Source organism: Kribbella sp. CCNWLW201 (assembly GCF_037203805.1).
GTDB lineage: Bacteria > Actinomycetota > Actinomycetes > Propionibacteriales > Kribbellaceae > Kribbella.
Genome location: NZ_JBBCBQ010000002.1, coordinates 905412 through 920451 on the forward strand (window position 1 = coordinate 905412; position 15040 = coordinate 920451).

A 15040-nucleotide genomic window follows, 5' to 3' on the forward strand; every position below is an offset into this window, starting at 1 on the left:
GCGGGGTTCACCCTGCCTGGGTCGCCAGCTCGCCAGAGCGCACACCGGCGGCGTCCAGCAGTGCCGCGGCCGTTGCGACGCCGACGCCACCGAGGGGTTGGGCTCGAACGACCGCACGAGCGCTGACACCGTCGAAGATGATGGTCAGCTGGATCGCGAGCGTGCCCGCATCCTCCGCGCCCGCCTTCACCAGCTCCCGGTGGAAGAAGTCGGTCAGCTGCTGCTTGAAGTGCCGGGCGACCACCGAGCCCGGGTGCTCCGGGTTCTTCAGCTCGATCGCCGTACTCACGTAGGGGCAGCCGAGGTAATTGCCCTCCACAACCATCTGGTCCTGTCGCTCGAACACCGCCAGGATCCGGTCCCGGGCCGGCCGGTCGTCCTCCGGGCCCGGGTGCAGCAGCGTCTGGTACGACGGCCCGCGGCTGGCCAGGCTCTCCGCGATCAACTCGTCCTTGGAGCGGAACAGTTGGTACATCGACTTCTTCGACACCCCGGCCGCCTTGCAGAGCGCGTCCACACCGATGCTGACGCCGTCGCGGTAGAAGAGTTCGCCCGCGGCGTCCAGGAGCCGCTCGCGGGGTGTCGCCGAGGTGGTCATGCAACGAGAGTACCGGCTGGATTTGCTTCTGGAAACCGATCGGTTTACTGTGTGGGAAACAGATCAGTTTCCTCTCAAGGAGTTTCAGATGACCACACTCGAAGGCGCCGTCGTCCTCGTCACCGGCGGGCAGCGCGGGATCGGCAAGGCGATCGTCGAGGACCTGCTCGACCGGGGCGTCGCGAAGGTCTACGCCACCGCCCGCGATCCGAAGCCGAGCACCGACCCGCGCGTCGTACCGCTGCCGCTCGAGATCACCGACCAGGCCTCGATCGACGCTCTGGTCGCCGCGGTGCCGGACGTCACCGTCCTGATCAACAACGCCGGCGCCAGCTCGCCGGAGACCTACCTGGACGCGCCGATCGAGGACGTCCGCGCCGTCTTCGAAGCGAACTTCTTCGGTCCGCTCAACCTGACCCGCGCCCTGGTCCCGGTGATCGAGCGCAACGGCGGCGGCCACATCCTGAACGCCCACTCCGCCCTGTCCTGGGTCGCCGCGCACGGCGCCTACGCCGCGACCAAGGCGGCGTTCTGGCTGCAGAGCAACGCGATCCGGCTCGAACTGCTCGGCCGCGGGATCGGCGTCACCGGGCTACACATGGGGTACGTCGACACCGACATGGTGACCGCGGTCGACGCCCCGAAGTCCCGCCCCGAGGACATCGCCAAGCAAGCACTCGACGGGATCGAGGCGGGTGCCTTCGAGGTCCTCGCAGACGACACCGCCCGCGGCGCGAAGGCCGCCGTCTCCCAGGATCTGACCGTCCTCTACCCGCAACTCGTCAACTGATCGACACGCGGCCGACAACTTTCGGCAAGGACGTTGCGTAAACTGGACCAGGATGATTGACGTCCTCGCCGTTCTCCGTCCCGAAGATGCCGTCACCGATTTCCTGTCCGTCCTGGACCCAGCGCATGGCCGTGAGGTTCACCTGGTCGCCGCCGAGCGCGGGGTCTATCTGAAGCTGCCCGCCGGCATACCGCTCGAGGGTCGTCTCGCGGCGATCGCGGCCCTGCACGCCAGCTCCGGTGAGAGCGACAAGCCGTTCTCACCGGCGACCGCGGCCGCCGCGATCGTCCGCGAAGCCGGCGCCATCCCGTTCACGGTCTGGACCCACCACCCGTCGGACACCCGGGCCACCCACGGCCGCTGGGCCCTCGACATCACGGCTGCCGTCGGGGGCCCGGTCCGGCAGACTCCACCGGCCGGTGCACCAGTTGTCCTGGACCCGGTCGAGGTCGCGGAATCGCCGTACGAACAGGAACGCCTGGACGCGACGGTTGCGTGGGTGCGGCGTCACCTCGATCCGATCGCGGGTCGGGTGATCGAGGTGGGAGCACACGAGGGTGCGTTGACACGACGCCTGCTGGCCGACGGGTACTCGGTCGACGCGACCGAGCCGAACGCGCTCCTCCTCGAACGGCTGCGGTCGAACGTCACCGGCGACGTACGCGTCCACCCACACAGCTTCGAGGATCTCGCCACCACGGCCCGACTGACGGGGTCGGCGTACCTGCTGATCGAGGTCCTGTACTACGGCCAGGACCTCAGCCTGCTCGATCGATTCCCGACCGATCACCTGTTCGTCGCGCTGGAAGCCGGCGAGCTCACCCGGCAAGTGTGGCCGCCGGGATGGTCAGCCGAAGAGGAGATCGAGCTCGTGCCGCCGCGACTGGAGGAGCTGGCCGGCGCGCTACTGCGCAAACGCGGCAGCCGCGGCGTCCTCCTCCGCCGCCGCTAACTCAGTTGCCCGCAGCAACCACATGCAGGTCGCGGTCGCGGGCGCACTCGATCGTGGCAGCGATCCCGTCGGCGACCTCGGCGGAATGCTCGCGCCTTGAACTGCAGGCCGTGCAGCCCGGTCACCTCGACCGGCCCGTCCAGTCCGACCAGCACCAACTCAGCCGTGCCAGTCAGTGACCGAGCGGGCGCTGTTCGCAAGGATCTGGCCAGCGACCTCAGCCCAGCACGCCGGTGGGCTGGTAACGGGTCGGCCGCCATCGCGGTTGATTGGTCTGGTGCCGACGTACCGTAGATGGCATGTCAGCGACAGGGGGACCTCCTTCCACGCCGGTGGAGGAGGTGGAGGAGCGGGTCGGGCCGTACCGGTTGATCCGGCGGCTCGGGCAGGGCGGCATGGGTGTCGTCTACCTGGCCGAAGGACCCGAGCACCAAGAGGTCGCGCTGAAGGTACTGCGGCCGCACGTCGCGCATGACCCGATCGCGCGGGCCCGGTTGCAGCGTGAAGCGACCACACTGCGGAAAGTGAGCCACCCTGGCGTGGCCGGCATTCTCGACCACGACCTGGAAGGCGACCAGCCATACCTGGTGACGCGGTTCGTACCGGGCCGGCCGCTGGACGAGCAGGTGGACGATCGCGGACCGCTGACGCCGCGCAAGTGGTTGCCGGTGGCCGGGTGCCTCGCGGAGTCGCTGCAGGCGATTCACCAGGCCGGAGTCATCCACCGGGACCTCAAGCCGGGCAACGTGATGATGTTCAACGGCAGACCGGTGATGATCGACTTCGGCATCGCTCAGGCCGCTGACGACCTGCGACTCACCCAGACCGGCCTGGTGATCGGTACACCGGGTTACCTGGCACCCGAGCTCATCGAGGGCGAGACGGTGTCGGAGTCGGCGGACTGGTGGGGCTGGGCGGCCACCGTGGCGTTCGCGGCGACCGGACGGCGTCCGTTCGGCAAAGGACCGTTCGAGGCCGTGCTGCACCGGGTGCACAGCGGCCAGGCCGACCTGGAGGGGCTGGACCCGCGGCTGAAGCCACTGCTCGCCGCGGCGCTCTCGCCAGACCGGCGCGACCGGCCGACCCAGGAAGAGATCATGACCGGCCTCAACCGGTACGCCGAGGGACGAGACGCCCTGCCACCCCGTGAGAAGCCCACGGTGCTGGTCGCTCCCCCGACCATTCAGCTCAACCCACCTACTGCGCAGATGACTCGGGTCATGCCGGAGGAGGACGGCTCGGGCTCTGATCCGTCGCCAACTGACGTTGCGCAGCTCATTCCGCCGGTGATCCCGCCACTGTCCGCCTTCGCACCGATCCGGGACAAGCTGCGCGACGCCGCAGCGGCACGGAAGGCTGCGGGTGCTGGTGCCGGCGCGGCGCTCGGTGGTGCGGCTGGTGCTGGTGCTGGTGGTGCCGTGCTGGGTGGTGCGGGGGCTGGTGGGGCTCTTGGCGGACCGGCGGCCAGTCATCCGGCGATCTACAGTCCGGCGCCGAATGCGGCTGCGCCGGCTGCGATGCCGCTGCCTTACCAGGGCTCGCCGGGCTACGCGGCTCCGCCGACTTCGCCGTACCAGCGTCCAGCGCCGTACCAGGGTCCGTCGCCGTACCAGGGTCAGCCTCCCGCGCCGTACCAGCAGCCCGGTCCGCCGCAGCCGCAGGAGCGTGGCGACGGCTCGCCGTACCAGGTGAATCCGTACCAGGGGAAGCCGCAGCGGGCTCCTGCCACCGGCAAGCGCACTGCTGTGGTCGTGGGCCTGATGGTCGCGCTGACCGGGCTTGTTGCGCTCTATCCGGGTCTCGGCTCGCTGGTGGCGATCGTGCTGTTCGTGATCGCGCGCACTGTCGACCGTTCCAGCACCGCCCTGATGCGCCGTCGTCAGATGCGCGGCCGCTCCGGTCGCTCCGACGGTGTGGTCGCCGCGGCCTCCACACCGCTGCAACTCGTCACCGCGGCACTCATCACCCTGCCGTGCCTGATCCTGCCGCTGCTCACCGGAGTCGTCGTCGGAGGCATCGTCACCGGAGTGGTCGCCACCGCGAACGGCCTCGACTGGCAGCCGCTCTCAGCGGTCGGCTTCGGCAGCGCGGCACTCACCGCACTCTTCTTCGCCTGGTGGGGCCCCGGCGGCAGCTCACTCCGCCGAGGAGCCCACATCGCCGCCCGCACAGCCTTCCGCCCCCACTGGCTCTCGGCCACGGTCGCCGCCGTACTCCTGGCCCTGGGCGCCGCGGCCTTCTACAGCGCCACCCAAGGCGACGGCTCTACCTGGGCCCGCACCCCCATCCAGACCCCCGACCTCAACAACCGCCCCACCCTCGACGACCTCCGCGACGCTCCCTTCATCCGAGACCTCCCCTTCATCGGCCGCTGAAGCAAGCAGAGACGCAGGTGCTTGCGGTCAGAGCGAGACGATCGGCACCTTCCACCGCGTGTTGCCGCGCCATGCACCGGTGCGCGCCGCCTCCGCCAGATGCGCGATGTCCCCTCGATCCGAGGTCACGCAGGTCGCTGCCGACGCGAAGCAACAAGCCACGACCTGGGCGTCGACCACATCGGCCCGATCGGCGACGGCCAGCAACTCACCGACCCTGGTCGCAAGGTCCTGAGTGAGCGGTACGACGTCGCATCCGTCGATGAGCCGCCGAAGACCACGTTGCTTGTGACCCCGCCAGACCTGGGCCAGCACTGCGGCGGGAACGCTGGGCTCAATGCCGCGCATCAGTGCTCGTAGGTGGATCGCCCACAGCCGAGGGTCGTCTCGCTCGGCGGCGATCAGCGCACCGGCGTCATAGACCAACTGCGTCACGCGTTCGGACTCCCCGCACCCTCATCGTCGGCAGCCTCGCGCTGAGCGTCCGCCAGCGCCCGGTCCGCCCAGTCGAGCTGGTCCGCGGACAGTGCGCCGTGCTCGGACTCCCAGTCCGACACTGCCTGCAGCCCCCGGTACAACCGCTCGCTCTTGGCCACCAACTCGTTGATGTAGGCCGAGGGTGTCGTCTCCGCCTCGCGAGCCCGCCGCTCGACGGCTGCCCACAGGTCCTCGTCGAACGACAGAGTCTTCTTCTTCACGGCCATACGCCGATGGTATGACCACGGTATGACCAAAGCCAACCACCCGGGCGTGACACCCGGGTGGTTGGCGTGAGTGCTGTCAGAGCATGACTATTTGGGTGCGTTCCCGGCCTACGCCGATGGCGGAGATGCGGGCGCCGCTGAGGGACTCGACGGCGCGGACGTAGGTCTGGGCTTCCTTCGGGAGGTCGTCGAAGGTGCGGCAGCCGGAGATGTCCTCGGACCAGCCGTCGAACTCCTCGTAGACCGGGACCGCGTGGTGGAAGTCGGTCTGGGTCATCGGCATCTCGTCGTGCCGGACGCCGCCGACGTCGTACGCGACACAGACCGGGATCGTCTCGCGGCCGGTCAGGGTGTCGAGCTTGGTGAGGACGAAGTCGGAGACGCCGTTCACGCGGGCGGCGTACCGGGCGATGACCGAGTCGTACCAGCCACACCGGCGCGGCCGGCCCGTCGTCGTACCGAACTCGGCGCCCTGCTGGCGCAGCCACTCGCCGTCGGCGTCCAGCAGCTCGGTCGGGAACGGACCTTCGCCGACGCGGGTCGTGTACGCCTTGACGACCGCCATCACGCGATCGATGCGCGTCGGCGGGATACCGGAGCCGGTGCACGCGCCCGCGGAGATCGCGTTCGAGGAGGTGACGAACGGATAGGTCCCGTGGTCGACGTCGAGCAGGGTCGCCTGACCGGCCTCCATCAGCACGGTCTTGCCCTCGTCCAGCGCCTTGTTCAGCAGCAGGCTGGTGTCGGCCACCATCGGCCGGAGGCGCTCGGCGTACCCGAGCAGCTCGTCCATCACCTCGGCGATCTCGACCGCGCGCCGGTTGTAGACCTTCACCAGCAGCTGGTTCTTCTGCTCCAGCGCGCCGGTGACCTTCTGCTCGAGGATCTTCTCGTCGTACAGGTCCTGGACCCGGATGCCGATCCGGTTCATCTTGTCCGCGTACGTCGGCCCGATGCCACGACCCGTGGTCCCGATCTTCCGGCTGCCGAGGAACCGCTCGGTCACCTTGTCGAGCGTCCGGTTGTACGGCGGGATCAGATGAGCGCTCGCACTGACCACGAGACGGGAGGTGTCCACCCCGCGGGCCTCCAGCGCGTCGAGCTCCACGAACAGCACACTGAGGTCGACCACGACCCCGTTGCCGATCACCGGGGTGACCCCGGGGGTGAGGATCCCGCTCGGCAGCAGGTGGAGTGCGTACGTCTCGGAGCCGATCACGACCGTGTGGCCGGCGTTGTTACCGCCGTTGAACTTCACCACATAGTCGATGACCTCGCCCGTGTTGCCGAGCAGATCGGTCGCCTTGCCTTTGCCCTCATCGCCCCACTGGGCGCCGACGAGCACGATTGCGGGCATCTCAGCCCTCCTCTTCACGCGCCGGCCGACGACCTCACGAGTCCGCGACAGCCCGACGCTGGAAACGGTGAAGCCCGGAGACGTTCACCGGACATTCATCCGGCAACGCATCCGAGCTCTTGCGACCAAAGCCTACCGGAACCGGGTCCACCGGTCCGCTCACCGTCCACAGGACTGAAACGATCACTTGAAGTATATGTTTCATCACCTAACGGGTTGCCATTTTCCGTGATCGCGTGCACACTCTTAGTCAGCGGCCCGCCGAAACTGCCGCAGGGGACGGTTCCGGCGGGCCGCTTCCTTGTTCTCAAGGAAACCGGGCCTACTGCAGGTCTGCGGGGTTCGAGGCCAGCCACTCCTTCACCCGGCGATCGGCCTCTTCACGCGAGACGTCCTCGACCTTCGTCAGGATCGCCCACCGGTGCCCGAACGGGTCGATCACCGTCCCGTACCGGTCGCCGGTCATGAACGTCTGCACCTCTTCCACCGGCGTCGCCCCCGCCTCCACTGCCTTCGCGAACGTCGCGTCCACGTCCGGCACGTAGTGCACCAGCGAGGAGTGCACCCACTCGCCGTTCGGGGCCCGCAGCCCGATCTGCGGCATCTGGTCGCTCAACTGCAGCATCGAGTTCCCGAACTTCAGCTCCGCCTGACCGACCCGCCCGTCCGGCATGTCCTGCCGGCTGATCACCTCGGCCCCGAACACCGACTGGTAGAACTCGATCGCCTTCGGGCCGTCCGGTACGGCGAGGTACGGGGTCAGCGAGTGATAACCGTCGGGGATGGGGTTTACCGTGTTCGTCGTCATACCCCTTAGTCAACGTGCAGACCGTCGTACTGGTCTTGTAAGAAAGCGACAGGCAGATTGAGCACGCCGTCGGAGAGCGAGAAGGGCATCCTGCATCCGCGGGAACAGGCCCGGCACCGGACGCTGAGCCGGCTCGCCGCCGGGCCCGAGGTCGGCCGGTTCGTCGAGTGGTACTGGATCGTCGAGTGGGATCTGGACGAGCCGTACACGGCCGAGGTGCTGCCGTTCCCGAGTGTCAACGTCACGTTCGAGCAACCGGGCGGCGCGTTCGTGAACGGGGTCTGCACCCGCAAGTTCGAGCGCGAGCTGGTCGGCCGGGGACGCGCGTTCGGGGTGAAGTTCTGGGCCGGCGGGTTCGGTGCGGTGACCGGGCTGGACGTCGCGTCGTTCCGCGACCAGGTGCTGCCGTTGACCGCGGTGTTCCCGGACGGCGATCGGCTCGCGGACCTGATGTTCGCGGCGGATTCCGACGTACGGCGTCGCGCCGTGTTCGAGGCCTTCTTGCGCGATCACCTCGCGCCGCCGGATCCGTCGTACGAGCTCGTCCGGGAGATCGTCACGACGATGGCGGCGGACCGTTCGGTGGCCCGAGTCGACCAGATCACCGAGCAGTTCGGCGTCCCGATCCGCACGCTGCAACGGCTCTTCCGGCGGTACGTCGGTGTCGGTCCGAAATGGGTCCTTCGCCGCTACCGCCTCCACGACGGCGCGGAACTGCTGGCAAACGGCGAGGCCGCCGAGCTGGCCGAGCTGTCGACATCGCTCGGGTACTTCGACCAGGCCCACTTCTCCAAGGAGTTCAAGCAGCAGATCGGCCTCACCCCAGCCGAATACGCCGCCCGCGCCGCCGCCGAACGCCAGATCACCTACCGGTGACGCGCCTCCCTTTCGAGAGGCGCGCCACCGGATATCAGCGTGCGTACACGATGTTTGGTGGCTTGGGCTGGGTCATGCCTTCGCCGATGAAGAAGCTCGTGTGCGGAGGCTGGTTGTAGGCGGTGTTCTGCCACGCGACGCCGAGGCGGTAGACCGGGTCGTGCATCAGTGTGTGGATACGCCGATCGGTCTGGTACGGCGTGCTGTAGATGCGCAGCTCCGAGCTGTCCGCACTGCGCCAGGCGATCTCCTCACGCCAGTCACCGAACAGATCGGCCTGGATGGCCGGCGTTCCCTTGGTGCCGTTGTTCGATCGTGCACCGACGTCCGACAGCAGCACTCCGACGGTCTGCGTCTGCCAGTCCCACTTGGCGATCGTCGGCGTACCTGTCGAGGTGGTGGGATTCCAGTCGTGGTCGACGATCTCGCGCAGCGGGTCGCCGTCCCACCAGGCCAGGAAGTTCGCCGCCGGGATGGTTGTCGACAGCAACTCACCGGTGGACGACTTCAGCTGTCCGACGCGCGAGTTCCAGGCCGCATCACCACCGACCGCCCAGCCTTCCGCACCTGGGTACCGCGAGTCGATGTCACCCGCCGCGGCCCGGCCGGTGTCGCGGTCAGCCGGGATGTCCCACAGGATCTCGCCGGTCCGGGCGTCCCGCATCGTCGCACCCCGGTTGCCACTGCGCCCCATGTCCTCATGGGCGGCGAACACCTCGAGACCTGGCCGTGCCGGGACCAGATCGGACACGTGCAACGCGTCGCCGTGCCCGAGACCGGTGCTGTAGAGCAACGACCCGTCGTCGTCGACCGCCATCGAGCCGAAGATGATCTCGTCCTTGCCGTCGGCATCGACATCGGCGACGGACAGGTTGTGGTTGCCCATCCCGTAGCCGCCCTCGCTGCCTTCGTCGTTGGAGTCGAAGACCCACCGCTGCTTCAGCTTCCCGTTGACCAGGTCGTACGCCGCCAGTACGGCGCGGGTGTAGTAGCCGCGTGAGAACACCACACTCGGGTGCTCGCCGTCCAGGTAGGCCACACCGGCCAGGAACCGGTCGACCCGGTTGCCGTAGGTGTCACCCCACGCCCCGACGTCACCACGCGGTGGGGTGTATTCGACGGTGTCCAACGCCTTGCCGGTGAGTCCTTCGAACACGGTGAGGTACTCCGGTCCGGTCAGCACGTAGCCGGAGCTGTTGCGGTAGTCGGCGTTCGGGTCGCCGATCACGGTGCCGGCGCCGTCCGCCGTACCGTCGGCCGTCTTCATCGTCACCTCGGCCCGGCCGTCGCCGTCCAGGTCGTACACCTGGACCTGCGTGTAATGAGCACCTGCCCGGATGTTCGGACCCAGGTTGATGCGCCACAGCCGCGTCCCGTCCAGTTTGTAGGCGTCGAGGTACACGATGCCGGTGTAGCCGGCCTGTGAGTTGTCCTTGGCGTTCGACGGCGACCAGAGCTGGATGATCTCGTACTTGCCGTCGCCGTCGACGTCACCCACGCTGGCGTCACCTGCGCTGTAGCTGTAGGGCTGACCGTCCTTCGTGTAGTCGTCGGCCGGCTTGTCCAGCGGCACGGAGAAGTAGTTCTTCGCCCACGTGCCGAACACGGTGGTGACAGGCCACTCGCGCTCGTCGTCGATCGCAGTCACCACGTACTTCGAGGTCGCCGTACCGCCCGCGTCGAGGAAGTTCGTCGACGTCTTGATCGGCTTGGGGTTGATCCGGACGCCGTTGCGGTACACGTTGAACCCGAGCTCCGGACGGTCCGTCCCCAGCAGCCGCCAGCCGAGGAGCACCTTGCCATCAGCAGTCGGTACGGCGGACGGCGCCCGGTCGAGGTACTCCGCCTGACGCTTCAGCACCGTCACCGCAGGAGTGACCAGTGTCGTGGACGGCGCCGAGACACCGCCCGCGTTGACCGCCGAGACACGGTAGTAGTACTTGATCGTGGTCAGGACGTCCTTGTCAGTGAAGGACTTCCCCGTGGTCAGGCCGATCACCTGGTACACGCCATCCGCGGTTTCGGAACGAGCGACCAGGTACGTCGATGCGGAGTCCACCAGCTGCCACTGCAGGGTGAGCTCGGTCTTGTCGATGTCGTGCAGCATCAGCAGCCTCGGCGCAGCCGGCACCGGTACCGCCTGGTCGATGACGGCTGCCGTCACCGTGGCCGAGGGCACTGACTCCAGGCCAGTGTTGTCGATGGCTGTGACGGAGTAGTCGTAGGTGAGACCTGCGACGACTGTGGTGTCCACGAATCCTGGTGTGGTCGTGTCTGCGATCTTGACCGGCTTGGGGTTCTCCGGGCCTTGGCGGTAGACCCGATAGCCGGCTGCGTCGTCGGCTGCGGTCCAGGAGATGGTCACGGCCTGGGGCGTCGCGTCCACCTTGACACCGGTCGGCGCGACCAGCAGTGGGGTGACCTCGATGCCGTTCAGCCGGGAGCCGGCGCCGCCGATGACCACGTTCAGCTGGCTGTCGCCGATGGAGACCGGTCCGTGCAGTCGCTCGGTGACGCTGGCCCGGCCGGCGTTGCCGTTGCCCGAGGCCCGGCCTTCGATGGTGAAGTCGGTCCGGGTGGTGCCGATCCAGTCGCCGCTGTAGGTCTTGACCATGTAGGTCCCGTTCGGCACGTCGAGCTTGAACTCGAACGGGCTGCCGGACAGCACGAAGTCGCGTTGCAGGTCGTTGGGGACTCCCGCCGTACTGCCGCGATCCCTGTCGCCCAGCGCCTCAGGGGCCTGCGTGAAGCCGAAGCCACGCTCGGATGTGTACGTCATGAACCGGGTGACCTCGGTATAGCCGGCTGCCACCGGTGAGCCGGCCGGACCGAAGTCGAACTTGTACTTGGCGCGCTTGGTGGTGAACGTGACTTCCGCCGAGGGTGCGGACTCGCCGCGGCCGTTGACGGCTGTCACGCGGTAGGAGTACGTCTGTCCCTCGGCGAGGCCCTGTACGACCGAACTGGCGGTTGTCGTCGTGCCGACCAAGGTCGAGTCGCGGTAGATGCGGTAGATGTCAGCACCCGCCGCGGCCGTCCACTTCAGCGTCGCGCCGGCGTTGGAGATGCTGGTGGCGATCAGTCCGGTCGGTGCGGCCGGCACGGTCGCGGGCGGCTGCACCTCGACCACCTGGTCGGCGATCGGGATGTCCAGCGCGGCAACGTCGGTCGCGACCAGTCTGGCCATCTGGATGGCGCCGTACTCCTGGAAGTGGGTGTCGTCGACGGTTCCGGCCGGGCGGCCCGGGTAGATGCCCGGATCGACGTGCAGGAAGACCGCCTTGGCGGCCTCGGGACCGATCTGGTCCAGGTAGGCGCGGCTCGAGGCGGACAGGTCGACCAGTGCGACGTTCTCCTCGGTGGCGAGCTCCTTCATCTTGTCGACGTACTCCGGGAAGCTCACGTTGAACTTCAGCGTCACCGGGTCGAAGCTGCGGCGGGACACCGGCGTCACCAGGACCGGGATCGCTCCTCGCTGCCTGGCGCCGTGGACGTACGTCCGCAGGTACTCCTTGTAGTCCGCGGGCGAGGCGTACCGGTCGTCGACACCCTGGGTCGCGTCGTTGTGGCCGAACTGGACGAACAGGTAGTCGTTCGGCCGGATCGCGCCGAGAATCTCGTCCAGACGGCCCTGGCTGATGAAGTTCTTCGAGCTGCGGCCGCCGATCGCCTTGTTCACGAACAGCACGTCGGTGTCGAAGAAGCGGTTGATCATCTGACCCCAGCCGGCCTGCGGCGCGAAACCGGGGTCGTACGTCTGCACGGTCGAGTCGCCGGCGATGAAGACGGTCGGCTTCGCGCCCGCAGTCCGGGCCGGCTGGCGACTGATCACGAGCGAGTTGAGTTTGGCCGCCGTACCGCTGAAGTCCAGGTTCAGCTGGCCGTCGACGAGCGAGATCGGGAACGTCATGGTGAGGTACTCGCCGGCCGGTTTGGCGGTCAACTGGACCTTGGCCATCTTCTCGGCGGTGATGGCGATCTCGCTGGCCTCAGCGGCATCGCCTGCGGTGAGGGAGACGGTGTAGTCGCCGTTCGGCAGGTCCACGAGGTACGACGTACTGCCGACGGTCACGAAGTCCTGCCGGATCGGGTCGCTGCCGCCGCGATCGGTCGTGGTCACCTTGGTCGGGTCGGCAAACCCGTAGCCGCGGGTGGCGTCGTACTGCAGCGCTCCGACTCCGGTGTAGCCCTCGGCCACCGGACTGTCCGGCGTACCGAAGTCGAACCGATGGACTGTCTCAGCAGCATGCGCTGGGACTGGCAGTAGCGTGGCCAGCGCTACTGAGACCAGTACGGCGACCAGTCGGCGCATGCGTCTGGGCGGTGGTGCGGTCATGGGGAACTCCTGGCGGGGACGTAGGCGGACGGGCCTGCGGAAAGCGTTCTCCAACAGCTGGACACCGAGTATCCAGATCACCCGTCAGGTGGAACAGACCTCGCGGTCAGTCGCGGTGGCCAGATCCGGACACCCTGACGACCAGTGCCATCCCCGTTGCGACCAGCGTGGCCAGCACGGCGACCGCGAAGCCGTAGTGCGGGTCGTTCGTGTCCACCACGCGGCCGGCGAAGGCGGCGCCGAGGGCGATGCCTGCGGCACTCCCCGAGTTCAGCCAGGTGAAGGCCTGCGTCAGTACGGCGGACTCCACCTCCGACTCGGCCAGTACGGCGGACAGAGTCTGGAACGGAGCGATGGCCAGGCCAGGCAGGGCTAGCGCAATCCCCATGGCCACAGGGGATTCGACGGCGAGGAGTGGGAGAGTCCCGATGGTCAGTGCGACCAGGATGACGACGAACTGGTTGCGGGCCGGCATTCGCCATCGCCTTGCACCGTAGGCGAATCCGGCGACCAGACCGACCAGACTGGTGATGCTGTAGAGCGGTCCGGCCAGTGAAGGGGTGCCTCGATCGACGGCGTACGCGGTGACCGCAACCTGCATGCTGCCGAAGAAGATCCCGATACCGATGTTCGTGGCAACCAATGCCAGGAAGCCCTTGTGTAGCAGTCGATCCGGGATCGCACTGCGATCACGCTTGGCCGGCGGTGGCGCCGTACTGCGTTGCAAGGCCAAGGAGAAGCCGCCGGCCAGTACCAAGCTGGTAGCGAGCGCGGATCCGAGCACTGGGCTTGCGAGTGAGCTGACCAGGCCGATGAGCCCGGGGCCGACCATGAAGGCGATTCCGACGCTCAAGGATTCCAGTGCGAACGCGGATGAGAGCAGTGGCGTGCCCCTGAGCGCCTGAGACCAGCGGGCCGCGGTCTGTGCACCTAGTTGCGGCAGTGACCCACCTGCCAAGACTCCTGCGGTGAGGAGCGACCACACCGGTGCGTGTGCCACCGCGAGGCCGATCAGGAGGGCAGCAGCCATCGCATGCGCCAGGAGGATGATCGGCAGCATGCGGGTCTGGCCGAAGCGGTCGATGAGTCGGGCGACTTGTGGGCCGGCCAGTGCCTCGGCGACTGCGAAGCCGCCGGTCACCGTGCCCGCCGCGGCGTAGGAGCCAGTGGATCCGTGGACCAGCCAGACGATGCCCAGGCTGGTCATTGCGATACCGACTTTGGCCGCAGCGGCGGCTAGGTAGAACTTCCACGCCCCGGGGGTACGCAGTACCGCCGCGTAGTTGGTTGTGGGCGTGCTGATCCGTCCGGTGAGTGCCGGCACGGTGAGACCTTCCGCTGCCCGCTGGGGCGGGGACCGACCGTGGGCGTCCAGCTTCACCGGTCTGTCGAGTCCGCCTGTAACCGTCCATGTTCGGCAGGAAGCGGGGACGCGCGCCGCCTGCCGGCTCTGTCAACGGGCAGAACCTCAGGGTTCAGGTTGACGCGATCAGCTTACCGTCCCGCAGGACAGGCACCGATCGGCTGCTGTCCAGCTCGGCCGCGATCGCCACATCCTGCGCGAAGCCGTACTGCGTCAGTTCGCGGCCGCCGGCGCAGTCGTGCAGCAGGGTCTGGAGGTCCTGTTCGGCGTCCTTGTAGGCCGCCGCGGCGGCTCGGGCCTCCGGGGAGAAGCCGTCGACGTCGAGTGCGGCGAGGAACCCGCCGGCACCCCACAGGTCCTCGACAGCAGGCCGGAGCGACCCGTCCTTCCAGCGCTCCCCCGCTGCGATCGCGACCACGGTGAGCTGCGGGTCTTCGGCCAGGCGCTTGCTGACCCACTCGGCGGCCGCAGCTCGGTTACGCAGTGAGACCGCGATGACAGTAGTTCCGGCGTCACTGAGTTGCTGGGAGATCGTCGACCCGTTGGGTGACGGCAGTACGAGTCGCTTGATCCCTCGGGCCTGACGGACGGTGACTGGCGACAGGCTCACCTGACCCGGGCCGGCCTCGGACCTTCCTACTGCGAGCGCAGCGTCGTACTGCTTCGCGTAGGCAACGGCGCTCTCGTCACGCCAGCGGTAGGGGTATACCTCGATGCCGAGGTCGGCTGCCACTGTCACGGCCGTTGTGAAGGACAGCACGTCGACGACAGCTGTGATGCTGCCGGGTACAGCAGCCGCTCCGGTGGTCGCCCAGTCGAAGCCGACCCGGAATCCGTCTTGCGCATAGGGGCTCGTCACCCGACGGATCATGCCGTCGGGT

12 protein-coding genes are annotated in these 15040 nt (G+C 67.9%); 4 read left to right on the forward strand and 8 right to left on the reverse strand.

Going from position 1 to position 15040, the window contains the following annotated elements:
- Positions 1-7: 7 nt before the first annotated feature.
- Positions 8-598, reverse strand: coding sequence for a TetR/AcrR family transcriptional regulator (locus tag V9K99_RS14125; protein WP_337001468.1), 591 nt, complete (start codon positions 596-598; stop codon positions 8-10).
- A gap of 88 nt (positions 599-686) precedes the next feature.
- Here V9K99_RS14125 and V9K99_RS14130 point away from each other — a divergent pair, with 88 nt between their 5' ends.
- The 3 genes from V9K99_RS14130 (at position 687) to V9K99_RS14140 (ending at position 4715) form a co-directional block, all read left to right on the forward strand.
- On the forward strand, positions 687-1388 hold the full coding sequence (locus tag V9K99_RS14130) for an SDR family oxidoreductase (protein WP_337001466.1): 702 nt from the start codon (positions 687-689) through the stop codon (positions 1386-1388).
- A gap of 52 nt (positions 1389-1440) precedes the next feature.
- Positions 1441-2340: an SAM-dependent methyltransferase gene (locus tag V9K99_RS14135; protein ID WP_337001464.1), complete on the forward strand. Its 900-nt coding sequence runs from the start codon at positions 1441-1443 to the stop codon at positions 2338-2340.
- Positions 2341-2639: 299 nt separating this feature from the next.
- Positions 2640-4715 carry a serine/threonine-protein kinase gene (locus tag V9K99_RS14140; RefSeq protein ID WP_337001462.1) on the forward strand — a complete coding sequence of 692 codons (2076 nt, stop codon included), beginning with the start codon at positions 2640-2642 and terminating at the stop codon, positions 4713-4715.
- Between the two features lie 27 nt (positions 4716-4742).
- Here the strand turns inward: V9K99_RS14140 and V9K99_RS14145 are convergent, their stop codons facing one another.
- The 4 genes from V9K99_RS14145 to V9K99_RS14160 form a co-directional block, all read right to left on the reverse strand.
- Positions 4743-5150, reverse strand: a complete 408-nt coding sequence (locus V9K99_RS14145; protein WP_337001460.1) for a PIN domain-containing protein — start codon at positions 5148-5150, stop codon at positions 4743-4745.
- Positions 5147-5419 (reverse strand): hypothetical protein, encoded by a 273-nt coding sequence (locus V9K99_RS14150; protein WP_337001458.1) that lies wholly within the window; start codon positions 5417-5419, stop codon positions 5147-5149. Before V9K99_RS14150 ends, V9K99_RS14145 begins: the two co-directional genes overlap by 4 nt.
- 76 nt (positions 5420-5495) lie before the next feature.
- Positions 5496-6776 carry an adenylosuccinate synthase gene (locus tag V9K99_RS14155; RefSeq protein WP_337001456.1) on the reverse strand — a complete coding sequence of 427 codons (1281 nt, stop codon included), beginning with the start codon at positions 6774-6776 and terminating at the stop codon, positions 5496-5498.
- 322 nt (positions 6777-7098) lie between these two features.
- Positions 7099-7584, reverse strand: a complete 486-nt coding sequence (locus V9K99_RS14160) for a VOC family protein (protein WP_337001454.1) — start codon at positions 7582-7584, stop codon at positions 7099-7101.
- A 57-nt stretch (positions 7585-7641) separates the two neighbouring features.
- Between V9K99_RS14160 and V9K99_RS14165 the strand changes: the two genes are divergently transcribed.
- Positions 7642-8460 carry a helix-turn-helix transcriptional regulator gene (locus V9K99_RS14165; RefSeq protein WP_337001452.1) on the forward strand — a complete coding sequence of 273 codons (819 nt, stop codon included), beginning with the start codon at positions 7642-7644 and terminating at the stop codon, positions 8458-8460.
- 34 nt (positions 8461-8494) lie between these two features.
- On the opposite strand, the gene V9K99_RS14170 is transcribed toward V9K99_RS14165, so the two are convergent.
- From V9K99_RS14170 to V9K99_RS14180, 3 genes are all read right to left on the reverse strand, one after another.
- Positions 8495-12796, reverse strand: coding sequence for a rhamnogalacturonan lyase family protein (locus tag V9K99_RS14170; protein WP_337001450.1), 4302 nt, complete (start codon positions 12794-12796; stop codon positions 8495-8497).
- A 106-nt stretch (positions 12797-12902) separates the two neighbouring features.
- Positions 12903-14120 (reverse strand): MFS transporter, encoded by a 1218-nt coding sequence (locus tag V9K99_RS14175; RefSeq protein WP_337001448.1) that lies wholly within the window; start codon positions 14118-14120, stop codon positions 12903-12905.
- Between the two features lie 151 nt (positions 14121-14271).
- Positions 14272-15018 (reverse strand): 2-phosphosulfolactate phosphatase, encoded by a 747-nt coding sequence (locus V9K99_RS14180; protein WP_337001446.1) that lies wholly within the window; start codon positions 15016-15018, stop codon positions 14272-14274.
- Positions 15019-15040: the final 22 nt, after the last annotated feature.

What these genes read in the sequence shown, in the direction of transcription:
- V9K99_RS14125 (WP_337001468.1), bottom strand. Translation starts at nt 598, where the DNA reads ATGACCACCTCGGCGACACCCCGCGAGCGGCTCCTGGACGCCGCGGGC.
- V9K99_RS14130 (WP_337001466.1), top strand. Translation starts at nt 687, where the DNA reads ATGACCACACTCGAAGGCGCCGTCGTCCTCGTCACCGGCGGGCAGCGC.
- V9K99_RS14135 (WP_337001464.1), top strand. Translation starts at nt 1,441, where the DNA reads ATGATTGACGTCCTCGCCGTTCTCCGTCCCGAAGATGCCGTCACCGAT.
- V9K99_RS14140 (WP_337001462.1), top strand. Translation starts at nt 2,640, where the DNA reads ATGTCAGCGACAGGGGGACCTCCTTCCACGCCGGTGGAGGAGGTGGAG.
- V9K99_RS14150 (WP_337001458.1), bottom strand. Translation starts at nt 5,419, where the DNA reads ATGGCCGTGAAGAAGAAGACTCTGTCGTTCGACGAGGACCTGTGGGCA.
- V9K99_RS14155 (WP_337001456.1), bottom strand. Translation starts at nt 6,776, where the DNA reads ATGCCCGCAATCGTGCTCGTCGGCGCCCAGTGGGGCGATGAGGGCAAA.
- V9K99_RS14160 (WP_337001454.1), bottom strand. Translation starts at nt 7,584, where the DNA reads ATGACGACGAACACGGTAAACCCCATCCCCGACGGTTATCACTCGCTG.
- V9K99_RS14170 (WP_337001450.1), bottom strand. Translation starts at nt 12,796, where the DNA reads ATGACCGCACCACCGCCCAGACGCATGCGCCGACTGGTCGCCGTACTG.